Below are 20,866 nucleotides of genomic sequence, written 5' to 3' on the forward strand. Positions count from 1 at the left end.
CGGGTCCGGCGCGGCTTACGCCCCGGTCTTGTCCTTGTCCCTGTTGTTGCCGTCCGTGCCCTCGTCCGTCGCCTTGTCGGGCTTGTCGGCCTTCTCAGCCTTTTCGGCCTTCTCAGCCTTTTCGGCCTTTTCGGCCTTCTTCCGGGCCGCCTCCGCGTCCGCGATCTGCCGCTTGGCGGCGGTCGCGTAGACGTCGACGTACTCCTGGCCGGACAGCTTCATGATCTCGTACATGACCTCGTCGGTCACCGAGCGCAGGATGAAGCGGTCGCCGTCCATGCCGTGGTAGCGGCTGAAATCCAGCGGTTTGCCGATCTTGATGCCCGGGCGCATCAGCTTGGGCATCACCTTGCCGGGTGGCTGGATCTTCTCCGTGTCGATCATCGCGACCGGGATCACCGGCGCGCCCGTCGCCAGCGCGACCCGCGCGAGTCCGCCGGGCTTGCCGCGGTAGAGCCGTCCGTCCGGCGAGCGCGTGCCCTCCGGATAGATGCCGAACAGCTCACCCCGCTTGATGACCTCGATCCCGGCCTTGATCGCGGCCTCGCCCGCACCCCTGCTGCCCGAGCGGTCCACGGGAAGCTGACCGACGCCCTTGAAGAACGCCGCCGTCAGCCTGCCCTTGATCCCCGGAGTGGTGAAGTACTCCTGCTTGGCGATGAAGGTGACCTTCCGGTCGAGCATCGCGGGCAGGAAGAAGGAGTCGGAGAAGGAGAGGTGGTTGCTCGCGAGGATGGCCGGCCCCTCGGAGGGGATGTTTTCCAATCCCTCCACCCAGGGCCGGAAGGCAAGCTTCAACGTGCCACCCACCGACAGCTTCATCGCACCGTAGAACAACCGAGAACCTCCTGTATCCGACGAGGAGACCTTAACCTGCCTACCCCAGGTGCGGCGCGCCGCGTACGCTGAGGTCCCGTTGACCGCTTCACCACCGAACGGAGATCCGTGGTGCCGCTCCTCCCCGGAGCCGAGCCGTTCCGCCACGACGGCGGAGAGATCGGCGTCCTCGTCTGTCACGGCTTCACCGGTTCCCCGCAGTCGGTGCGCCCCTGGGCCGAGCACCTCGCCCGGCGCGGGCTGACCGTCTCGCTTCCACTGCTCCCCGGCCATGGGACCCGCTGGCAGGATCTCGCCGTCACCGGATGGCAGGACTGGTACGCCGAGGTCGACCGGGAGCTGCGGGCGCTGCGCGAGCGGTGCGCCCGGGTCTTCGTCTGCGGGCTGTCGATGGGCGGCGCGCTCGCGCTGCGGCTGGCCGCCCAGCACGGCGGGGAGATCAGTGGCGTCGCCGTGGTGAATCCTGCCAACCGGATCCACGATCCGCTGGCCGTGGCCCTTCCGGTGCTGCGTCATCTGGTGCCCTCCGTCAAGGGAATCGTGAGCGACATCGCCAAGCCGGGTTCCCAGGAAACGGGCTACGACCGGATGCCGCTGCACGCCGTGCACTCGATGCGCCGCTTCTACCGGGTGGTCGACGCCGAACTGCCGCAGGTGACCCAGCCGCTGCTGGTGATGCACAGCCCGCAGGACCATGTGGTGCCGTCGGCCGACTCCGAGCGCATCCTGAGCCAGGTCTCGTCCCGCGACGTCACCGAGCACCTGCTGGAGCGCAGCTACCACGTGGCGACGCTGGACTACGACGCCGAGTTCATCTTCGAGGAGACGGACACGTTCATCACCCGGCTGACCGCGGGTATGGGAGAGGACAACGGGACACGACCCGGTGACATCAGCGGGAAGGAGGGGGCGGCGGCCAGTGGCTGAGCGCGATTCGAACGAGAACGAGGCGGGGGCGCGCCGGGACGACGACGCCGCCTTCGCGGCGATCGTCGCCGCGTACGGGGAGGAGCCGCCGGACCCGCCGGAGGCGAAGCGGTGGCCCGCGGCCAAGGATCTGACGGAGAAGTGGGGCCGCGAGGACTCCCGGCGTGAGGACTCCCGCCGCGACGATCCGCTGCCCGAGCTGGACGACGAGTTGGGCGGCAGCCCTGACGACCGGCGGGGCGACCGCTTCGAGGACGACGTCGATCTCGACGCCGAGGACGACCGTCCGGGCGGGGCGGCGCCGGAGACCCTCACCAAGGCCGACAAGGGCGATAAGGGCGACAAGACGGGCAAGGACGACAAGCCCGTCGGCAGCTTCATCGTGTACGCGCCGGGCGTGGGGCCGCGCGACTGGGACGCCGAGGAGTCCTCCGAGGGCGACTTCGAGGAGAGCGACGAGGGCCACTTCGTCCCGCCCGAGCCGCCGCCGCTCCCCGAGTCCGACACCACGTCCCGGTTCGCCTGGCTGGGCGTGCTGGGCGGGCCGCTGCTGCTGCTCGGTGTGGTGCTGTTCCGGGTGGAGCTGACCTGGTGGATCACGACGCTGGGCGTCGGCGGTTTCCTGGGCGGCTTCGTCACGCTGGTGATGCGGATGAAGGACAGCGACGACGAGGGCGAGGACGAGGACCCGGGCCGGGGCGCCGTCGTCTGACCGTCGCCCCGGGCAGGCCTACGAGGCCTACGAGGGCGACACCGGCACGCGCGGCAGCCGGAGCGCGGCCAGGACCGGAAGGTGGTCCGTGGCCGCCCTCAGGTCCGCGTCGGCGACGCCGGGCAGCCCGGACGGCACCCCACAGCCGATGATCTCGACGCCGTCGGACGCGAACAGCGCGTCGATGCGGCGGCGCGGATCGCCCGGGTCGAAGGTGGCCTCGCTCCCCCACGGCTCGGTGGCCCAGCCGTCCCGCAGCGTTCCGGCGATACGGCGGAAGGCGCGGCCGTCCGGCTGCTCGTTGATGTCCCCGGCGGCGACCGCGTACGGCACGCCGAGGGCTGCGACCCGGTCCAGCAGCATCCCGGCCTGGTCGTAGCGCTCGGTCGCGGACAAGCTCAGATGGCAGCTGACGACGCCCAGCCGTATGCCGTCGTCACCCCGGTGCCCCCCGCCTAAGCGCAGCACGGCGGTGGCGAAGCCCCGCCGGTGCAGACCGGGCACGCGGGGCAGCAGGACGTCCTCGGAGCGCTCGGCATGGGCGCGCAGCGAGGTGAGGATCATGGGGCCGGTGGCGGTGGCGCCGCCCGTGGCGTAGACGAGGCCGGTCTCGCGGGCCAGCCAGGCGGCGGCCTTGCGCCAGCGGAAGAAGCGCGGCGCCTCCTGGACGCAGACCACGTCGGGGGCGCAGGCCCGGATCACCCGGGCCAGCGCCTCGCGGTCGTCGCGCAGCGAGCGGACGTTGTAGCTGAGCACCCGCACCACGGCCGCGTCAGGGCCGGTGGTGGAGGCGGGCAGATCCGCGAGCACCACGCGCCCCCCTTGCTCGTCAGCCCTGGCGGGCGAGGTCTGCGGCGCCGACCAGCCCGGCCTTGCCGCCGAGCTGCGCGGCGAGCACCTGGGCGTGCGGCCGCCACTGATTGCCGACCAGCCAGCGGCGGAACGACTTGCGGATCGGCTCCAGGACGAGATCGCCCTCGTCGGAGACCCCGCCGCCGACGATGAACGCCGAGGGGTCGAAGAGCGAGGCGAGGTCGGCGAGCCCGGCGCCCGCCCAGCGGGCCAGCTCGCGGAAGGAGTCGATGGCGACCGGGTCGCCCTGGCGGGCGGCGTCGCTGATGTGCTTGCCCTCGACACCCTCGGGGGTGCCGTCGCCGAGGCCGAGCAGGATCTCGGCGTTCTCCGGAGTGGCGGCGGCGCGCTGCTGGGCGTAACGGACCAGGGCGCGGCCGGAGGCGTACTGCTCCCAGCAGCCCTGGCTGCCGCAGCCGCACAGCAGACCGTCGGGGACGACCCTTATGTGGCCGAACTCGGCCGCGACGCCGAAGCGGCCGCGGTGCAGCTTGCCGCCGATGATGATGCCGCCGCCGAGGCCGGTGCCGAGGGTGATGCACACGACGTCGTCATGGCCCGCTCCCGCGCCGAAGCGGTACTCGCCCCACGCGGCCGCGTTCGCGTCGTTCTCGACGACGACGGGCAGGCCCACGCGCTGCTCGACCTTGTCCTTCAACGCCTCGTGCCGCCAGTTGATGTTGGGCGCGAAGAGCACGGTGGCGCGCTTGTCGTCCACGTAACCGGCCGCGCCGATGCCGACGGCCTCGACGTCATGACCGGTGCTGACCTCGCGCACCGCGTCCGCGATGGCGTCGACGACTCCCTCGGGGGTCGGCGGGGTCGATACCTTGCTCGTTTCGAGAATCGAGCCCTCTTCGTCGACCACGCCAGCCGCGATCTTCGTACCGCCGATGTCGACGCCGATGGTGAGTCCCATGAGTCCCTCAGTTATTTGGTCGAACCCCGCCACGGCTAACGGTACCGGAGGTAGCGCTCAATCGAGGTCGATGTGTTCACTACTCGAACTCTGACCTTCGTCTCCGCGCGAGGACCCCCCGCTGTCGCCGCTCTGGGTCCAACGCTGCTCCTGGCCCGTCACGGCGGCCCGGTAGGCGGCGAGCAGTTCGCTTCCGGCACCGGCGAGATGCTCGAATACGTCGGGATTGCGCTCTATGACCGGCTCGACGGCCGCCTTCGCGCCTGCGATCAACTGTTGTACGGCGCCCTCGACCGCCGTACCGGCGAGCGGCACCTGCAGCCCGGCCAGCTTCTCGGCGACGGCGTCGGCCAGCTTGCGCAGCTCCTCGGCGGCGCTGCCCGGCTCCTCGGCGCCGCCCTCCCGGGCCTTCCGCCGGGCCTTCTCGGCGGCCAGGTCCTCGGCGCAGGCCTGCTCCCAGGCGTCGGGGTCGATGTCGGCGACCGGTACGTCGGTGCCCTGGGCGTCGGCGGGGCGCTCGGTGGCATCGCTCATGGCGAACTCCTGCGGCGGGGAGGCTGGCTGCCCGGTCCGTTCGTTCAACCGGGCTTGCTCTCGACGTTACCGGAACGAGGGGCCGGGGTCAGATGCCCCGGAAGCGGTCAGGGGCGCTTCGGCCACAGGTCGGGGTCCGGGGTGAAGCGGACCTGCAGATGGCCCTCGCGCAGCCCGGCCCCGGAGACCGTGCAGCGGCGCAGCGCGGACGGCAGCGGCAGCACGCGGTGGAACGGCCCGACCGTGACGATCAGTTCGTCGCCGCGCCGGACCAGGTTCAGCCCGTCCCGGGAGGCGCCGGGCAGCGGCAGCCGCCACAGCAGCACGCCCTCGTCGGCCAGCCGGTCCTCGACGGTCCACGGGTCGGCCGCCGGGCGGTCCGGCCGGGGGTCGGGCGCCCCGACGGGACCGGCCAGCGCGGCCAGTCCGGCGGCCGGGCGGGGCGCGCCGCCCCCGCCGGAGACCACCACTCCGGAAACCACGCCGGAGACCACCCCGGAGACGTCAGCGGAGGCATCGTCGGCGGTGTCGGTGGCGTCGCCGAGGCCCTGCGGGTCGCGGCCCAGGTGCGGCAGCTCGCGGACCGGCGTGGCCGGTGCCCACTGCTCGTACAGCTCCTTCAGCGCGGCCTGCTGCTGCCCTGACAGTGCCCCGAGCCACGCGTCGGGGGTGCCGGTGGGCAGCAGCCGGTTGGCGACGACCGACTCCACCCGGCAGCCGTGCAGCGCGAGCCCGGCGCGGGCGGTGCGCAGCGCGCGGTCGGCCAGCGGCCCGGGGTCCACCACCAGCCGTACGGTCGTGGCCTCCGACTCCAGGACGTCCTGGACGGCGGCCAGCTCGCGCTCCCAGCGCGCGGCCGTCTCGTACAGCTTCTGCGCGGGCATCGGCATCCCGGCCAGCTGCGCCAGCATCGGCCGCAGCGCGCGGGCCGCCTGCCGCTCGGCGGGCAGCAGCCGCCGCAGATAGCGGCGCAGCTGATCGGGCAGGGCGAGCAGGGCGACGGTCTCCGGCGCGGGCGGCAGGTCGACCACGAGGACGTCCCAGCCGGTGCCGGGCGGGGCGGTCTGCGCGACGCGCAGCGCGCGCAGCAGCGCGAGCGCCTCCACGCCGGGGAGCACGGTCATCTCCTCGCCGTCCAGCGGGGTCGAGCCCAGCATGTCGAGCATGCTCCGGCCGCGGTCCTGGAGGGCGGTCAGTTCGTCGCGGAACCATTCATCGGTGACGACCCGGGCGGCCCACAGCCCGGGGGTCAGCGCGACGGGTACGGACCACGGCAGCCGGTCGGCGCTGCGGCCGGGCGAGCCGCTCAGCGGGCCGATGCCGAGCAGCGCCTCGGGCGTGCCGTCCCGGTCCGCGGTGAGCAGCAGGGTGCGCTGTCCCTCGCGGGCGGCGGCGAGGGCGGTCGCGGCGGCCACGGTGGTGCGGCCCGCGCCGCCCGTACCGGTGACGAGGACCGTACGCATGAAAGGAGCCTCCGGCGGGGTGGTACGTGGGTGTGCGGTGCGGCTCCCAGTGGCCGCCCCCGCCGGAGCGTACCCCGCAGGCGGCCCCCTCCCCGCCTGCCGGACGCCGCGCGCCGAACACCACGCGCCGGACGGGGCCGACGAGCGGGCTACGCGGCTTCGACGCGCTTCTTCAGGCCCGCGAGCGCCCGGTCGATGATGACCTTCTCGGCCTTGCGCTTGATCATGCCGAGCATGGGGATCTTGACGTCCACGGTGAGCTGGTACGTCACCTCGGTGCTCGTGCCGCCGTTCAGCGGGGCCAGCCGGTAGGAACCGTCGAGGGTGCGCAGCATCTGGGACTTGAGCAGGGACCAGCTGACCTGGTCGGCGGTCCAGGTGTACTGGAGCGTGTAGTCGTCCTTGATGGCCCCGGCGTCGAGCACCATCCGCACCTGCTGGCCGCGCCCCTGATCGTCCTTGGTGAGGATCTCGGCCTCCTTCACCTCACCGGACCACTCCGGGTAACGGTCGAAGTCGGCGATCACCTCCATCACGTCGGCCGGTGCCGCCTCGATCGTGATGCTCGAGCTGGTGTGTTCCGCCATCGCCGTGGCTCCTCCGTACCGGTCCGCCGCATGGGGTGTCTGCCGGTGAAGGCTATCGCGGCTGGGTCACCACTCCAGGGCCCAGGGGGTGCCGGTGGAGGCGAAGTGTCCGACGTTGACACATTCGGTGGCGCCGATCCGCATGCGGCGGGCGAGCGGCTGGTGCACGTGGCCGAACAACGAATAGCGGGGGCGGATGGTGTGGATCGCCTCCAGCAGCGCCTTGCTGCCGCGCTCGAAGCGGCGGGCGACGGTGTCGTAGCAGAGGTCCGGCACCTCGGGCGGGATGTGGGTGCACAGCACGTCCACGTCGCCACGGCCGCCGAGCGCGGCGATCTTCTCGGCGTACGTCTCGTCGTCGATCTCGTACGGGGTGCGCATCGCCGTGCGCAGGCCCCCGCCGACGAAGCCGAAGACGAGACCGCCGATCTCGACCCGCTCGCCGTCGAGGATCGTGGTGCCGGATTCGGCGTATTCCGGCCAGAGCCGCGGTATGTCGACATTGCCGTAGGTGGCGTACGTCGGGGCGGGAAAGGCCGCGAACAGCTCGGCGTACTGCCTGCGGACGGCGGTCTCGATGGCCGCGTTGCGATCGAGCCCCTCCCACAGCCGGTTGCCCAGCTCGCGGGCCTCCTCGAAGCGGCGGGCGGTGCGGAGTTCGACCAGGCGGTCGGCGTTCTCGACGCCGAAGAGGTCGGGGAAGATGCCGCGGGAGTGGTCGGCGTAGTCGAGGAAGAGGACGAGGTCACCGAGGCAGATCAGGGCGTCGGCCCCGTCGCCCGCCTTCCCGAGGTCCTGACTGTTCCCGTGCACGTCACTCACCACGTGGACTCGCATGCGTGTCACCCTAAGACCTGTGACCATCCGTCCGTAAGGTGTTCTGCTCGTCGTGACCCGCGTCCACCTGCGGTTCCTTCCGGGCTCTGGTGGCCGTCGACTAGTCTGCGGGCGATACGAGGGTGGTGTGTGACGCATAAAACATCTGTACGGAAACCCCTATCCCGAAGTCATACCGATGGGTAACGTCCGGGCAGTCCAGCACTCCCCATTGCCCTGCAGCGGCGCCGGCGCCCACGAGGAGCAGCAGTCTTGCGCGAGTTCAGCCTTCCGGCCCTGTACGAGGTTCCGGCCGACGGCAATCTGACGGACCTCATCCAACGCAACGCGGCGCAGCATCCGGATGTGGCGGTGGTCGGCCGCAAGGTCGGCGACCGGTGGGAGGACGTCACCGCGGCGGACTTCCTGGCCGAGGTGCGCGCAGCCGCCAAGGGCCTGATCGCGGCCGGGGTCTCGCCGGGTGACCGGGTCGGCCTGATGTCGCGCACCCGCTACGAGTGGACGCTGCTGGACTTCGCCATCTGGAGCGCGGGCGCCGTCACCGTGCCGGTGTACGAGACGAGTTCGCCGGAGCAGGTGCGGTGGATCCTCAGCGACTCGGGCGCGGTCGCGGTCCTCGTCGAGACCGGGGTGCACGAGGCGGCCGTGGAGTCCGTGCGGGACACCCTGCCGGACCTCAAGCACATCTGGCAGATCGAGGACGACGCGATCGGGACGCTGCGGACGCTGGGTTCGGACGTCAAGGACGAGACGGTGGACGAGCGTTCCTCGCTCGCGGGCGCGGACTCCCCCGCCACCATCGTCTACACCTCGGGCACCACCGGCCGCCCCAAGGGCTGCGTCCTCTCGCACCGCAGCTTCTTCGCCGAGTGCGGGAACGCGGTGGCCCGGCTGAAACCCATCTTCGCCACCGGTGACTCCTCCGTGCTGCTCTTCCTCCCGGAAGCGCATGTCTTCGGGCGGTTGGTGGAGATTTGCGCGGTGCTGGCGCCGATCAAACTCGGCCATGTTTCGGACATCAAGACGCTCACCGATGAACTCGCCGCGTTCCGGCCGACCTTGGTGCTGGGCGTGCCGCGGGTCTTCGAGAAGGTCTACAACTCGGCGCGGGCCAAGGCCCAGGCCGAGGGCAAGGGAAAGATCTTCGACAAGGCCGCCGACGCCGCCATCGCCTACAGCAAGGCGCTGGACACCGAGTCCGGGCCGTCCTTCGGACTCCGGCTCAAGCACCGGGTCTTCGACCGGCTGGTCTTCGGCAAGCTGCGCGCCGCCCTCGGCGGCCGCGCCACCCACGCCATCTCCGGCGGCGCGCCGCTGGGTGAGCGGCTCGGCCACTTCTACCGGGGCATCGGCTTCACGGTGCTGGAGGGCTACGGGCTGACCGAGTCCTGCGCGGCCACCACCTTCAACCCGTGGGACCGGCAGAAGATCGGCTCGGTCGGCCAGCCGATGCCGGGCACGGTGGTCCGTATCGCCGACGACGGCGAGGTGCTGCTGCACGGGGATCATCTGTTCACGGAGTACTGGAACAACGAGGCGGCGACGGCCGAGGCGCTGTCCGACGGCTGGTTCCACACCGGTGACGTCGGCGCCCTCGACGAGGACGGCTACCTCACCATCACCGGCCGCAAGAAGGAGATCATCATCACCGCGGGCGGCAAGAACGTCGCCCCCGCGGTGATCGAGGACCGCATCCGGGCGCACGCCCTGGTCGCCGAGTGCATGGTCGTCGGCGACGGCCGCCCGTTCGTGGGCGCGCTGATCACCCTGGACGAGGAGTTCCTGCCCCGCTGGGCCGCCGAACACGGCAAGCCGGAGGGTGCGACGGTGGCCGACCTGTGCGAGGACGCCGATCTGCTGGCCGAGATCCAGACGGCGGTGGACGACGGGAACGCGGCGGTCTCGAAGGCGGAGTCGGTGCGGAAGTTCCGCGTGCTGACGCAGCAGTTCACCGAGGACTCGGGGCATGTGACGCCGTCGCTGAAGCTGAAGCGGAATGTCGTGACGAAGGACTTCGCGACGGAGATCGAGGCGCTGTACGGCAGCTGAGCCGGGCCGGGAGCCCGGGGCTTTTCCTCAAAGGCCCCGGGCTCCTGTCCGTTCAGAGCAGCGAACGCAACCGGTCGGCCAGCAGGTCCCAGCGCCAGCGCTCCTCGACCCAGGCGCGGCCGCGCTCGCCCATCCGGCGGCGCAGTGCCTCGTCCTCCAGCAGGGCGACGATCCGCTCCGCGCTCTGCTCCGCGGAGCCGCCCGGCACCACCCACCCGGTCTCGCCCTCCAGCACCGCGTCCGGTGCGCCGCCGGAGTCCCCGGCGACCACCGGAAGCCCGGTCGCGGACGCCTCCAGGTAGACGATGCCCAGGCCCTCGACGTCCAGCCCGCGCCGCCGCGTACGGCACGGCATGGCGAACACGTCGCCCGCGCCGTAGTGGGCGGGCAGCTCCTCCCAGGGCACCGGACCGGTGAAGCGTACGGCTTCGGCCACGCCCGTCGACTCGGCGAGGCGTCGCAGATCCTTCTCGTACGGGCCTCCCCCGACGATCAGCAGCGCCGCGCTCGGCACCCGCTTCAGGATCAGCGGCATCGCCTCGATCAGCGTGTCCTGCCCCTTGCGCGGCACCAGCCGCGACACGCACACCACGACGGGCCGCTCCGTGAGCCCCAGCCGGGCCCGGACCTCGTCCCCGCCGGAGCCGGGGTGGAACGTCTTCTCGTCCACCCCGGGCGGCAGTTGCACCATGCGGGCGGCGGCCTCGGGAGTGAGAGCGTCGGCGATGCGGGAGCGGGTGTACTCGCCGAGGTAAGTGATCGTGTCCGTACCCTCGCCGATGCGGCGCAGCAGCGCCCGTGAGGCGGGGAGCTGGGCCCAGGCGGCCTCGTGCCCGTGCGTGGTCGCCACCGCCCGTCTCGCCCCCGCCGCGCGCAGCGCTGGCGCCATCAGCCCGAGCGGCGCGGCGGCGCCGAACCACACCGAACCGCAGCCGTGCTCGCGCAGCAGCTCGGTGGCGCGGCGGGTGACGCGGGGCGTCGGCAGCAGCATCGTCGTACGGTCCCGGATGACCCGGAATGGTTGCTCGGCGTCGAACCGCGCGGTGGCCTCGGCGGCCTCCTCGCCGCGCTTCCAGGTGGAGGCGTAGACGACGATTCGCTCCGGGTCCAGGCGGAGGGCGATGTTGTGCAGGAACGCCTGGATGCCGCCGGGGCGGGGCGGGAAGTCGTTGGTCACGAGCAGGGTCTTGTCCATCGGGCCCGACAGTACCGGGTGGGGGTGGTGCGGGGTTTGTTCCCCCACCCCGCCCCTTCCCGAAACCGGGGCGCTGCCCCGGGCCCCGCTGGGGGCTCCGCCCTCTAACCCCCGCTCCTCAATCGCCGGAGGGGCTGGGTGGTACGCCCGGCGGGGTGGGGGCTTAGCCCAGGACCTTGGCCACGTATTTGCGCCACTCAACGGTGAAGTCCGCCAGGCTCACGTCCAGTACGTCCCGCAGCCCCGTCTCCACCGCCCCCTCCCGCCGCGGCGCCGCCCCCACCGCCCGGTAGAAGGCGACCAGCTTCCGCGCACCCCAGCGGTCAGCGATCAGGCGGCACGCCAGCCAGCCCTGCTCGTACGCCTCGGAGAGACGGTCCGGGCGGCTGCCGAAGCGGAAGGCCTCGTCGGGCGGGAGGGCCTTCGGGAGGCGGTCGCTCGCGACGGACTCGGAGAGTTCGGGGGCGACTTGGCGCGGCGTGCGGCCCGGCGTGCGGTAGCCGGTCCAGTCGGCGAAGCCCTCGGAGAGCCACAGCGGGGTGGCCGCGGTGGTCGCGGCGCGGGTGGCGACATGGGCCGTCTCATGGGTGATCACGACCTGACGGCCGAAGTCCCCGAGGGCCCGGTACGCGTCGGGGTTGACGATCACCCGGTCGGCGGGCGAGGAGTCGCTCGCGCCGCCCACCTCGCCGGTGGTGACGGCCGCGATGCCCCGGTAGCCGCTCGCGGAGGCCCCCAGCAGGGCCGCCATGCGGTCCAGCGAGGCGGGCACCTCGACGACGACGCGCCCGGCCCAGGAGCCGGGCCAGACGTGGTCCAGGGCGGGCACGGCCCGGTCGGCGGTGGCGGCGACGCCGCGCAGCAGTCGCCGGTTCTGGCCGACGCCGAGGACGAGGCTGTGCTCGCCCCGGACGACGTCGACCCGTCCTTGGTCCCACAGCTGGTCGACGCCGGGCTTGCCGTCCACCCGGCCGTCATCGTCGGCGACGAACCACCGCCCGCCGCGCTGCGCGAGCGTCAGGTACTGGGGGGCGACGACGGGCGCGGTGTCGTATCCGGCGAGCCGGTAGCGCAGTTCGACCTGGGCGGCCAGGCGGCGGCCGGTGCCGCCGGCGGGCCGGAAGCCGCCGGTGTGCACCAGCCGGTACGTCCAGGAGCGCAAGGGCACGGCGGACAGCCGCCGGAACACCCGCCGCTGCTCGGCCCGGTAGTCGTCGGAGCCGCGGTCGACGGTGGCGAGGAAGGCGCCCGCGTCCCGGCCGCGGACCGCCGCGGCCCGCTGGTCGAGCATGCGCTGCACGGCGCGCCCGTCACGCCCCGCGGGATCGTCGGGCGGAACGGACGTGCCGCACGCGGTGAGCGCGGCCAGCGGCAGCGCCCACACCACCGGCAGACAGAGTGCCGTCCGCCATCGCCCCGATCTCCACCGACCCGTCACGCCATAGATCGTACGAGCCGCCGCCGCGCTTCAGACGCGAGTGATGGAAAAGATCGGCATCATGCCGACGGGGTCGTAGCGGACCGCCGCCCCCGGATAGGGCGCGTGGATCACCTGTCCGCCCCCGGCGTACATCGCGACGTGCCCGGCGTCGGAGCGGTAGACGACCAGGTCGCCGGGGCGGGCCTGGGAGAGCGGCACGGTCTGCCCGGTGTTCGCCTGGGCCTGGGAGGTGCGCGGGATCGCCACCCCGGCGCGGCGGTACGCCCACTGGGTCAGCCCGGAGCAGTCGAAGGCGGTGGGCCCGGCCTGCCCCCAGGCGTACGGCAGGCCGAGCGCGGCCCGCGCCGCGCCGAACGCCGCCGCGGCACGCGGCGAGGACGGCCCGGGACCGGTCGTAGCGTGCGCGGCACCGGAGGGCGCGCCTGGCAGGCCGTGCGCCCCGTACTCGCGCCCATCCCCGGCGCGCGAGGCGCGTGCGTACGCCTCGTACTCCCCCGGCCGCAGGGCACCCATCAGCCGTCGCGCGGTGGCCAGCTTGCGCTGGACCTCGCGCTTGTGGAGGGCGACGGCCCGGCAGCCGCGCTCCAGCTTCACCAGCTGCGCCGCGGCCTCCGTGCGCTGCTGCCGCAGGGTGCGCTGGGCGCGCGCCAGGACCCGCAGCTGGCCGGCCTGGCGGCTGCTGATGCGGTCCAGCATGGCGGCCTGGTCGAGGTAGTGGGCCGGGTCGGAGGAGAGCAGGAGCGCCAGACCGGGGTCGAAGCCGCCGGTGCGGTACTGCCCGCCCGCGATCGCGCCGAGCGCCACCCGCATCCGGTTGACCCGCTCCTGGCCACGGGCCGCGCGGTCCTGGAGCCGGTCGACCTGGCGGCGCAGCCGGTGGGTGCGGGCGCTGGCCGCGTTGTAGCGCTCGGTGGCCCGCTCCGCCTGCTCGTAGAGCCGGTCGATCCGGTCGGTGGCGCTCCGGGCCGGAGGGTGGCCCACCGTGGTGTCGTGGGGCTCGGCCCCGGCCGGGGCGGCCAGCGCGGCGCCGGTGGCGGCGGCCGCCGAGGCGGCGGTCCAGACGACGGTGGCCCGGACGGGCCCGGGTTTCGAGAAGCGGCGAGAGGACGCCATGGGAGCCGCACTCCCTTCCGCGGAGTCGGTGAGGAACTGCGCGCAGACAGTAGCGGCGCGACCACCCCGGGTCCAAAGCCGATCGCGGGCACACAAACTGACGCCCCGCCGGAGACCGCAGGTCACCGACGGGGCGGGAGTCGTGGGGAGTTGTACCGATTCGCCCGAACGGACGTCAGATCCGCACGCCGAACTGGAACGGCATGTTGTCCATCGACTCGAAGCGCACGTTGGCGCCGGGCTTGGGCGCGTGCAGTACCTGTCCGTTGCCCGCGTACAGGCCTATGTGGTGCAGGTCGCTGTAGAACATCACCAGGTCGCCGGGCTTCAGCTCGCCGCGGCCGATCTGCGTACCGGCGTTGGCCTGGTCCTGGGAGATGCGCGGCAGCTGGACGCCGGCCTGCTGGTACGCCCAGCCGGTGAGGCCGGAGCAGTCGAAGGAGGACGGGCCGGTGGCGCCCCAGACGTACGGGGAGCCGATCTTGGTCTTGGCGGCGGCCAGCGCGGCGGCGGCACGCTGCGAGTCGGGCACGTCGTTGCCCAGGTCGACCCGGCTGCTGGCGCGGTTGGCGCGCTCCCGCTCCTCCTCCGCGAGCTTGGCGCGCTCCTGCTCGGTGAGGGTGTTGAGCAGGTTGCGGGCCTTGGTGAGCTTGTCCTGGATCTGCTTCTTCTTGTCGCCCAGGGCCTTCCGGGTGTCCGCCAGGTCCTGCAGCTTGGTGGACGCCTCCTCGCGCTGCTGCTTGAGCGTGCGCTGCTTGTCGGCGATCTTCCGCAGCGACTCGGCCTGCTTGCCGCTGACCTGGTCGAGGGTGGACGCCTTGTCGAGGTAGGTGTCCGGGTCGGAGGAGAGGATCAGCTGCACGGAGGGGTCGATACCGCCGGTGCGGTACTGGGCGGTGGCCATCGAACCCAGGCCGTCGCGCAGCTTGTTCAGGTCCTCCTGACCGCGCGCCACGTTGTCCTGGAGGTCGCCGACCTGCTGCTCCAGCTTCTCCTGCTTCTCCTTGGCGCCGTTGTACTTCTCGGTCGCCTGCTCCGCCTCTTCGTAGAGTTTGTCGACCTGCTCCTTGACGTCCTTCTTGTCCTGCTTAGGAGCGGCCTGGGCGGCCTGGGACGTGAGCGCGACGGCGGCTGCGGCGGTCGCCGTGAGTACGGATACCCGAGTGCGGCTCGGCTGCTTGGGTCGACGGTGGGACGCCACGAAGGCGATCTCCTTCTTCCTCCGGCCGCCTACCGGGGGTGGGAACGCGACCCCGGCTCCACGGATACGCCGCGGACTCGGCGGTACCCCCGCTGTCACCCCGGATGGGTGATCAACCGCGCGAAGGTTCGAGCCGACATTAGTGACCCTGCCGTGATCCGTTCAAATCCCGACGACAAAAAAATTGGCCACGGACGCATCTTTTACAAACATCGCACAGGCAGTGACGGTCATTTGACGCTGTGCTGATACTGAGGGGCGGTCAGGTACGCGCAAGCCGCTTGAGCAACAAGGCGGATGCCACGGGGCGCGCTCCGGCGCGCGCGACCCCGTCCGCGACCTCCCGGTCGGTCGAGACCACGACCACCGGACGGCCCGGCGGCTCGGCCCGCACCAGCTGCCGGATCAGCTCGTCCGCCGTCACTCCCGGCTTGCTGAACAGCACCCGGACCCCGCGCGGCGGCGCCAGCAGCACCGGAGCCGCCAGCTCCGCGCCGTCGAAGACACACGTCATCTCCGCGCCCGTCTGCGCCGCGAGCACCGCGAGGCCGCCCAACAGCCGCAGCCGCTGCTTCTCCAGCGGCATCGTCGGATAGCCGGTCTTGGTGACGTTGTAGCCGTCCACGACCAGATGCGCCTGCGGCAGCTCCAGCAACTGGTCCAGCAGCGCCGGGTCCGTCTCCGACAGCGCCCTGGTCGCTATGTCCTTGGGCGTCATCTTCCCCGGCTCCACCGCGTCCACCGTGTCCGCCGGGTGCATCGAGGCGGGCGGCAGCGCCAGTTCGCGGCGCAGGCCCTGGGCCGCGTCCAGCACCGTGTCCAGCAGCAGCCGCAGCCGCATGTCCTCCACGCTGCGGCCCTCGCGCACCGCGCGCCGGCTCGCCTCCAGCGCCGACTCCGCCTCCGAGAGCCGGGCCCGCAGCCGCCGCGCCTCGCCGTCGGCGGCCGCCTGCCGTGCGGTGGCCTCCGACCGCACGGTCTCCAGCTCGCCCTCGGCCTTGCGCAGCGCCGCCGCCCCGCGCTTCACATCGCTCTGCGCGCTGCGCAGTTTGCGCTGCACCGCGTCCGTTTCCTTACGGGCCGCGTCCAGCTCGGCACGGACCCGGTCCGTTTCCTTACGCGCCGACGCGCGGGCGGCGGCCAGCTCCTCGCGCAGCCGGTGCAGCTCGCGCTCAGCCTCCTCACCGGCCCGCTCGGCCGAGACCCGCTGGGCCTCCTCGCCCGCCGCCTCGACCAGCTTCACCCAGCCCACGGGGCGCAGCACGTACGCCACCGCCGCCACGTCCACCGGATCGGCGGCCGCGGGCGGCGAACCGCCCTCGATCGCCTCGGTCAGCTCCGTCTGGGTCTCGCGCAGCCGCTGCCCGATCCGCTGCCGGAAGACGGGGTCGCTCTCCACCGCGGCGGCCATCGCGTTGCCCGCGAACTTCGCGCGCCGGTTCGGGGTGAACCGGGCGTACTGCCGCAGCTGGGGTGGCAGTTCGGTGACCGTCAGACCACCGAACGCGTCCGCGACCATCGCCACGACGCGCCGCCGCACCCCTTCCGGCAGGGGGCGGTCCAGCGCCTCGGCGACACCCTCGGCGTCACCGGCCGTCCCGGGCCCGCCCGTCCGGTCCACGACCTTCTCCTCGCTCCGTCTCTCAGGCCTTCGCGTTCGTGCTCGGACGGTCCACCAGCTCGATCTGGTCGACCGCGTTGCACCAGCGACAACGCACTGACTCAATGGTCTCACTGACCACATCGCGCTCCTCGACCCGAGCCTCTCCGGCAAGGTCCAGATGCACGAACTCCACCGCCTTCGTCGAGCGGGTCACATCGAAACGGGTGAGGTTGCCGCACAGCGTGCAGCGCCAGCGGGTCTCGGCTGTCGGCGTGGGAACGGCCATGGTGTCGCGTCCTCGCTTCTCGGCTCATCGGCGTCCTGTAACCCTACGGCCTGAGGCCCGGGGGATGTCGGGCCCGTACCCGCCCCTGGGCGGCGGCGAGGCGCTCTGTGCAGGTTGTACCGGGTACGCGATGATCTGCCCATGATCGAGAAGTCGGCGGGGTCCGGCCGTCCCGTGATGACGTACGCCCTCATCATCACCTGCTGCCTGATCTTCGTCCTCGGACCGGCCTCCGGGCTCGACCCCCGCTACGGCTCCGGCGGGGACCTTCTCCAGGCCCAGACCTCGTACTTCGAGCGCTGGGGAGTCGTCCCCAGCGCCCTGTGGAGCGGCACCCCCGCCGAGCCGCTGACCCCGCTGACCGCGCTCTTCGTCCACGGCAACTGGCTGCATCTCCTCGGCAACATGCTGTTTCTCTACGTCTTCGGGGCCATGGCCGAGGAGCGCATGGGGCGTATACACTTCGCGCTCTTCTACATCGGCACCGGCTATCTCGCCCTCCTCGGCTACGCCGTTGCCCATGCCTCCTCCCCGCAGACGCTGGTCGGCGCCTCCGGCGCCATCTCCGGCGTCCTCGGCGCCTTCCTCTGGCTCTTTCCGCGCGCCCGGGTGACCAGCCTGTTCCCGTTCCTGTTCTTCCTCCCGCTGCGCTTTCCCGCCTGGGTCGTACTGATCTTCTGGGTCACCCTCCAGTGGCTCGCCGCCCGTCAGGCCGACGCCCGCCCCGGGGTGGCCTACCTCGCCCACCTCGTGGGCTTCACCCTCGGTTTTCTCTACGCGTGGGCCCGCTTCGGGCGGCCGGATAGAGTGGGCGGCGCAGCGAGGCCCAGCGAGGGAGAAAGCCAGCCGTGATCACTTCGATCGTGCTCATCAAGACCAGCGTGGACCGGATCCCGGAGATCGCCGAGAAGATCGCCGCGATCGAGGGCGTGAGCGAGGTCTACTCGGTCACCGGGGCGCACGATCTGATCGCCATGGTGCGGGTGGCCCAGCACGACGACCTCGCGGACATCATCCCGGGCCAGATCTCCAAGGTCCCCGGTGTGGCCTCCACGGAGACGCACATCGCGTTCCGCACCTACTCCCAGCACGACCTGGAAGCGGCCTTCGCCATCGGCCTCGACAGCTAGCCCTCCGGTCCTCCGGCCCTCCTAGGACACCGGGACGCAGCGGCCGTCCTCCGTGCGGTAGTCCCACCGCGCGCCGTCCCGGACCAGTTCCTTCACGGCCCGGACGAAGCGCTCCACGTGCTCGTCCGGCGTGCCCGCGCCGAAGCTGACCCGGATCGCGTTCAGCGAGCGCTCGCCCGGGGCGGCCTCGGGCGCGCCGCACTCCCCCGGCTCGTCGGGCTCGCTGTCCAGCAGGGTCCGCAGCAGCGGGTGCGCGCAGAACAGCCCGTCGCGGACGCCGATTCCGTACTCGGCGGACAGCGCCGCCGCGAAGTGCGAGCTGTTCCAGCCGTCCACCACGAACGACAGCACCCCCACGCGCGGCGCGTCGTCGCCGAACAGCGACAGCAGCCGCACCTGATCCACCTCCGCCAGCCCCTCCCGCACCTTCGCGATCAGCTGCCGCTCCCGCGCGACCAGGCCGTCGAATCCGGCCTCGGACAGCGCCTTGCAGGCCGAGGCGATAGCGTAGACCCCGATCACGTTCGGCGAACCGGCCTCGTGGCGCGCCGCGGTGGTGTGCCACTCGACGTCCACCCCGCCGTCGTCCCGCCGCGCGACCTTACGGCTCGCGCCGCCGCCCGCCAGGTACGGGCTCGCCTCGCGCAGCCAGTCGGCCCGGCCCGCCAGGACGCCCGCCCCGAACGGCGCGTACAGCTTGTGCCCCGAGAACGCCACCCAGTCGACGTCCGACTCCGCGATGTCCACCGGGTGGTGCGGGGCCAGCTGCGCGGCGTCCAGGACGATACGGGCGCCCCGCGCGCGGGCCGCCGCGGCCAGGTCCCGTACGGGCCACAGCTCGCCCGTCACGTTCGACGCGCCCGTCACGCACACCAGCGCCGGGCCGCCGTCCCGGCCCGCCAGCGCCTTCTCCAGCGCCTCCACGGCCTGCCGCGGCGAGCGCGGCGCGCTCAGGTAGGTCACCCGGGTGTCCTCCCGCCGCTCCCACGGCAGCAGCGAGGCGTGGTGCTCGGTCTCGAACACGAACACCTCCGTGCCGGTGGGCAGCGCGGCGGCCAGCAGGTTGAGCGAATCGGTGGTCGAGCGGGTGAAGACCACCTGGTCGTCCTCCCGGCACCCCAGAAACGCCGCGACCTCCTTGCGGCTGGTCTCGAAGAGGTCCGTCGACAACTGCGACAGATAACCCGCCCCGCGGTGGACGCTCCCGTAGTACGGGGCGTAGGCGGCGACGTCGTCCCACACCCTGCGCAGGGCGGGCGCGCTGGCGGCGTAGTCGAGCGCGGCGTAGGTGACCTCGCCGCCGGTGACCAGGGGCACGGTGACATCACTGCCGAGGACGGGGAGCAGGGCGGGGGTCTCGACTGCAGAAGGGCATGCGGACATGGCGAATTCTCCCGAGGGGTTTGCGAGCATGCGGAAACTCGCTCAACGCACGGTGCACGGTGGGCTCCGCGCGGAGCAGGGGGGAAAACGGGGCGCTGCGGCCCTAGCGCATTCGCTGCGTCACGGAAAGACTCCCTCGACCACCAGGACCCCTAGTGCGAGGGGTCCGCGCTTGCCGCACGCCTCGCTGCGTGCGGCCTGGTCATCACCCGGGGCACCCCGCCACGGACGGAGGGTTGCCGGACAGCGGGCCGGGGCCGAAGTCGCTGTCGCTCGTGACCTGCGGGGATTATGCCATGCGGACGCGCGACGCCCAGCGCGCGTCCGCATGCTGGACTGCGGGGGCTCCGCCCCCGGGCCCCGTTGCGGGGGCTCCGCCCCCCTGCACCCCCGCTCCTCGAACGCCGGAGGGCTGGATGGTACTGCCCGGAGGGGCTGGGGAGCGGGCACGAGGGCTGGGTGGAGCGACCTGGTTGTGGGCCATCGTTCCGCGGAGGGGGCACCTTCCAGCGTTAGCTGGGGGAGGGACGGGTGGGCACAACCCGGCCACCGGGCCGCACCCGGCGACGGAACCCCGGGCGGCCGCTACGCGTTGCTCGCCCGCACCCAGCGCTCCAGGGCCTCCCTCGCCGCGCCCGAGTCGATCGACTCGGCGGCTCGGGTGACGCCCGCCGCGATGCGATCGTTCAGGGGGGTGCCCACCGGCTCGGCAGACCAGCCCAGAGCCGCCAGGGCGGCGGCCGAGTTCAGCAGGACGGCGTCCCGCACCGGGCCCGTCTCGCCCGCCAGCAGGCGGCGGGCCACATCCGCGTTGTGGGAGGCGTCGGCGCCGCGCAGGGACTCCACCGGGGACAGGTCGAAGCCGATGTCGCGCGGGTCGAAGGTCTCCCGGCTGACCGTGCCGTCCCGTACGACCCACACCTGGGAGGTCGCGGTCACGGTCAGTTCGTCCAGGCCGTCGTCGCCGCGGAAGACCAGCGCCGAGGAGCCGCGCTCGGCCAGCACCCCGGCCATGATCGGCGCCATCCGGGCGTCGGCGACGCCGGTGACCTGGCAGGGGACCCGGGCCGGGTTGGTGAGCGGGCCGAGGAAGTTGAACGGGGTGGCGATGCCCAGCTCGCGGCGGGCCGCCGCGACGTGCCGCAGCGACGGGTGGAACTTGACCGCGAAGCACATGGTGATGCCCGCTTCCTCGGCGATCTCGGCCACCCGCGCCGGACTCAGGTCCAGGTTGACGCCGAGCTTCTCCAGGACGTCGGAGGCGCCGCTCGCGGAGGACGAGGCGCGGTTGCCGTGCTTGACCACGCGCGCGCCCGCACCGGCCGCCACCAGGGCGGACATGGTCGAGATGTTGACGGTCTTGGCGCGGTCGCCGCCCGTGCCGACGATGTCGACGGTCGGCCCGGGCACCTCGATCGTCTTGGCGTGCCCGTACATCGCGCGGACGAGGCCGGACAGCTCGGCGACGGTCTCGCCCTTGGCCCGCAGCGCGACCGCGAACCCGGCGATCTGGGCGTCGGTGGCCTCGCCGCGCATGATGCGGTCCATGGCCCACGCGGTGTCGTCGGCGCTGAGGTCCTGGCCGCCGAGGAGGGAGCTGAGCACGTCCGGCCAGGTACGGGCCGTCGCGGTGCTGTCGCCTCCGACTGGGGTCACAACGTCCATGGTCCGCTCCTGAGTGGCTGGATCCGCGCTCGATCAGCCCCAGCCTATCGGCGCGGACACTGGTCATAAGCACAGACCAGGGCCCCGGTCCGGACGCGAGGTCCGGGCCGGGGCCCTGGTCTGTGGCGTACA

At 72.5% G+C, this 20,866-nt stretch carries 20 protein-coding genes and 1 riboswitch; of the genes, 5 read left to right on the forward strand and 15 right to left on the reverse strand.

Going from position 1 to position 20,866, the window contains the following annotated elements:
• Positions 1-15 precede the first annotated feature (15 nt).
• The gene (locus ACZ6CL_RS10180; RefSeq protein WP_468935171.1) at positions 16-822 is read right to left on the reverse strand and encodes a lysophospholipid acyltransferase family protein; all 807 of its coding nucleotides are present in this window, start codon (positions 820-822) and stop codon (positions 16-18) included.
• A 126-nt stretch (positions 823-948) separates the two neighbouring features.
• On the opposite strand from ACZ6CL_RS10180, the gene ACZ6CL_RS10185 reads away from it, so the two are divergent.
• Complete coding sequence (locus tag ACZ6CL_RS10185; protein WP_468935174.1) at positions 949-1,764, forward strand: alpha/beta hydrolase; 816 nt, start codon at positions 949-951, stop codon at positions 1,762-1,764.
• Positions 1,757-2,476, forward strand: coding sequence for a hypothetical protein (locus tag ACZ6CL_RS10190; RefSeq protein WP_468933625.1), 720 nt, complete (start codon positions 1,757-1,759; stop codon positions 2,474-2,476). The genes ACZ6CL_RS10185 and ACZ6CL_RS10190 overlap by 8 nt, the downstream gene beginning before the upstream one ends.
• A 27-nt stretch (positions 2,477-2,503) precedes the next feature.
• On the opposite strand, the gene ACZ6CL_RS10195 is transcribed toward ACZ6CL_RS10190, so the two are convergent.
• The 6 genes from ACZ6CL_RS10195 to ACZ6CL_RS10220 all read right to left on the reverse strand — a co-directional run bounded on the left by ACZ6CL_RS10195 (position 2,504) and on the right by ACZ6CL_RS10220 (position 7,668).
• The gene (locus ACZ6CL_RS10195; RefSeq protein ID WP_468933628.1) at positions 2,504-3,289 is read right to left on the reverse strand and encodes an endonuclease/exonuclease/phosphatase family protein; all 786 of its coding nucleotides are present in this window, start codon (positions 3,287-3,289) and stop codon (positions 2,504-2,506) included.
• Between the two features lie 16 nt (positions 3,290-3,305).
• Positions 3,306-4,247, reverse strand: coding sequence for an ROK family glucokinase (locus ACZ6CL_RS10200; protein ID WP_468933631.1), 942 nt, complete (start codon positions 4,245-4,247; stop codon positions 3,306-3,308).
• Between the two features lie 57 nt (positions 4,248-4,304).
• Positions 4,305-4,781 (reverse strand): DUF5304 domain-containing protein, encoded by a 477-nt coding sequence (locus tag ACZ6CL_RS10205; protein ID WP_468933633.1) that lies wholly within the window; start codon positions 4,779-4,781, stop codon positions 4,305-4,307.
• Positions 4,782-4,888: 107 nt separating this feature from the next.
• Positions 4,889-6,244 carry an ArsA family ATPase gene (locus ACZ6CL_RS10210; protein ID WP_468933636.1) on the reverse strand — a complete coding sequence of 452 codons (1,356 nt, stop codon included), beginning with the start codon at positions 6,242-6,244 and terminating at the stop codon, positions 4,889-4,891.
• A 149-nt stretch (positions 6,245-6,393) separates the two neighbouring features.
• Positions 6,394-6,831, reverse strand: a complete 438-nt coding sequence (locus ACZ6CL_RS10215; RefSeq protein ID WP_468933639.1) for an SRPBCC family protein — start codon at positions 6,829-6,831, stop codon at positions 6,394-6,396.
• Between the two features lie 66 nt (positions 6,832-6,897).
• Positions 6,898-7,668 (reverse strand): metallophosphoesterase family protein, encoded by a 771-nt coding sequence (locus ACZ6CL_RS10220; RefSeq protein WP_468933641.1) that lies wholly within the window; start codon positions 7,666-7,668, stop codon positions 6,898-6,900.
• A 252-nt stretch (positions 7,669-7,920) separates the two neighbouring features.
• Between ACZ6CL_RS10220 and ACZ6CL_RS10225 the strand changes: the two genes are divergently transcribed.
• Entirely contained in the window at positions 7,921-9,717 is a 1,797-nt protein-coding gene (locus ACZ6CL_RS10225) for an AMP-dependent synthetase/ligase (protein ID WP_468933644.1), read from the forward strand.
• 52 nt (positions 9,718-9,769) lie between these two features.
• Here the strand turns inward: ACZ6CL_RS10225 and ACZ6CL_RS10230 are convergent, their stop codons facing one another.
• From ACZ6CL_RS10230 to ACZ6CL_RS10255, 6 genes are all read right to left on the reverse strand, one after another.
• Positions 9,770-10,912 (reverse strand): glycosyltransferase family 4 protein, encoded by a 1,143-nt coding sequence (locus ACZ6CL_RS10230; protein WP_468933646.1) that lies wholly within the window; start codon positions 10,910-10,912, stop codon positions 9,770-9,772.
• A gap of 163 nt (positions 10,913-11,075) precedes the next feature.
• On the reverse strand, positions 11,076-12,350 hold the full coding sequence (locus ACZ6CL_RS10235; RefSeq protein WP_468933648.1) for a hypothetical protein: 1,275 nt from the start codon (positions 12,348-12,350) through the stop codon (positions 11,076-11,078).
• Between the two features lie 30 nt (positions 12,351-12,380).
• Positions 12,381-13,466, reverse strand: a complete 1,086-nt coding sequence (locus ACZ6CL_RS10240) for a C40 family peptidase (RefSeq protein WP_468933650.1) — start codon at positions 13,464-13,466, stop codon at positions 12,381-12,383.
• Positions 13,467-13,641: 175 nt separating this feature from the next.
• On the reverse strand, positions 13,642-14,667 hold the full coding sequence (locus tag ACZ6CL_RS10245) for a C40 family peptidase (RefSeq protein ID WP_468933652.1): 1,026 nt from the start codon (positions 14,665-14,667) through the stop codon (positions 13,642-13,644).
• 262 nt (positions 14,668-14,929) lie between these two features.
• The gene (locus tag ACZ6CL_RS10250; protein WP_468933655.1) at positions 14,930-16,288 is read right to left on the reverse strand and encodes an NYN domain-containing protein; all 1,359 of its coding nucleotides are present in this window, start codon (positions 16,286-16,288) and stop codon (positions 14,930-14,932) included.
• A 22-nt stretch (positions 16,289-16,310) separates the two neighbouring features.
• Positions 16,311-16,556: a hypothetical protein gene (locus ACZ6CL_RS10255; protein WP_385449033.1), complete on the reverse strand. Its 246-nt coding sequence runs from the start codon at positions 16,554-16,556 to the stop codon at positions 16,311-16,313.
• A gap of 141 nt (positions 16,557-16,697) precedes the next feature.
• Between ACZ6CL_RS10255 and ACZ6CL_RS10260 the strand changes: the two genes are divergently transcribed.
• Both ACZ6CL_RS10260 and ACZ6CL_RS10265 read left to right on the forward strand, forming a co-directional pair.
• On the forward strand, positions 16,698-17,408 hold the full coding sequence (locus ACZ6CL_RS10260; RefSeq protein ID WP_468933658.1) for a rhomboid family intramembrane serine protease: 711 nt from the start codon (positions 16,698-16,700) through the stop codon (positions 17,406-17,408).
• Complete coding sequence (locus ACZ6CL_RS10265; RefSeq protein WP_123100692.1) at positions 17,405-17,686, forward strand: Lrp/AsnC family transcriptional regulator; 282 nt, start codon at positions 17,405-17,407, stop codon at positions 17,684-17,686. Before ACZ6CL_RS10260 ends, ACZ6CL_RS10265 begins: the two co-directional genes overlap by 4 nt.
• 21 nt (positions 17,687-17,707) lie before the next feature.
• Here ACZ6CL_RS10265 and ACZ6CL_RS10270 read toward each other — a convergent pair whose 3' ends face one another.
• Both ACZ6CL_RS10270 and trpD read right to left on the reverse strand, forming a co-directional pair.
• A complete protein-coding gene (locus ACZ6CL_RS10270) occupies positions 17,708-19,069 on the reverse strand; it encodes an aminotransferase class V-fold PLP-dependent enzyme (protein ID WP_468933661.1) in 1,362 nt (453 codons plus the stop codon).
• A gap of 163 nt (positions 19,070-19,232) precedes the next feature.
• Positions 19,233-19,350, reverse strand: a riboswitch (SAM riboswitch).
• 304 nt (positions 19,351-19,654) lie between these two features.
• Positions 19,655-20,734, reverse strand: coding sequence for an anthranilate phosphoribosyltransferase (trpD, locus tag ACZ6CL_RS10275; protein ID WP_468933663.1), 1,080 nt, complete (start codon positions 20,732-20,734; stop codon positions 19,655-19,657).
• Between the last annotated feature and the right edge of the window lie 132 nt (positions 20,735-20,866).

Source organism: Streptomyces sp. NPDC041200 (genome assembly GCF_055591805.1).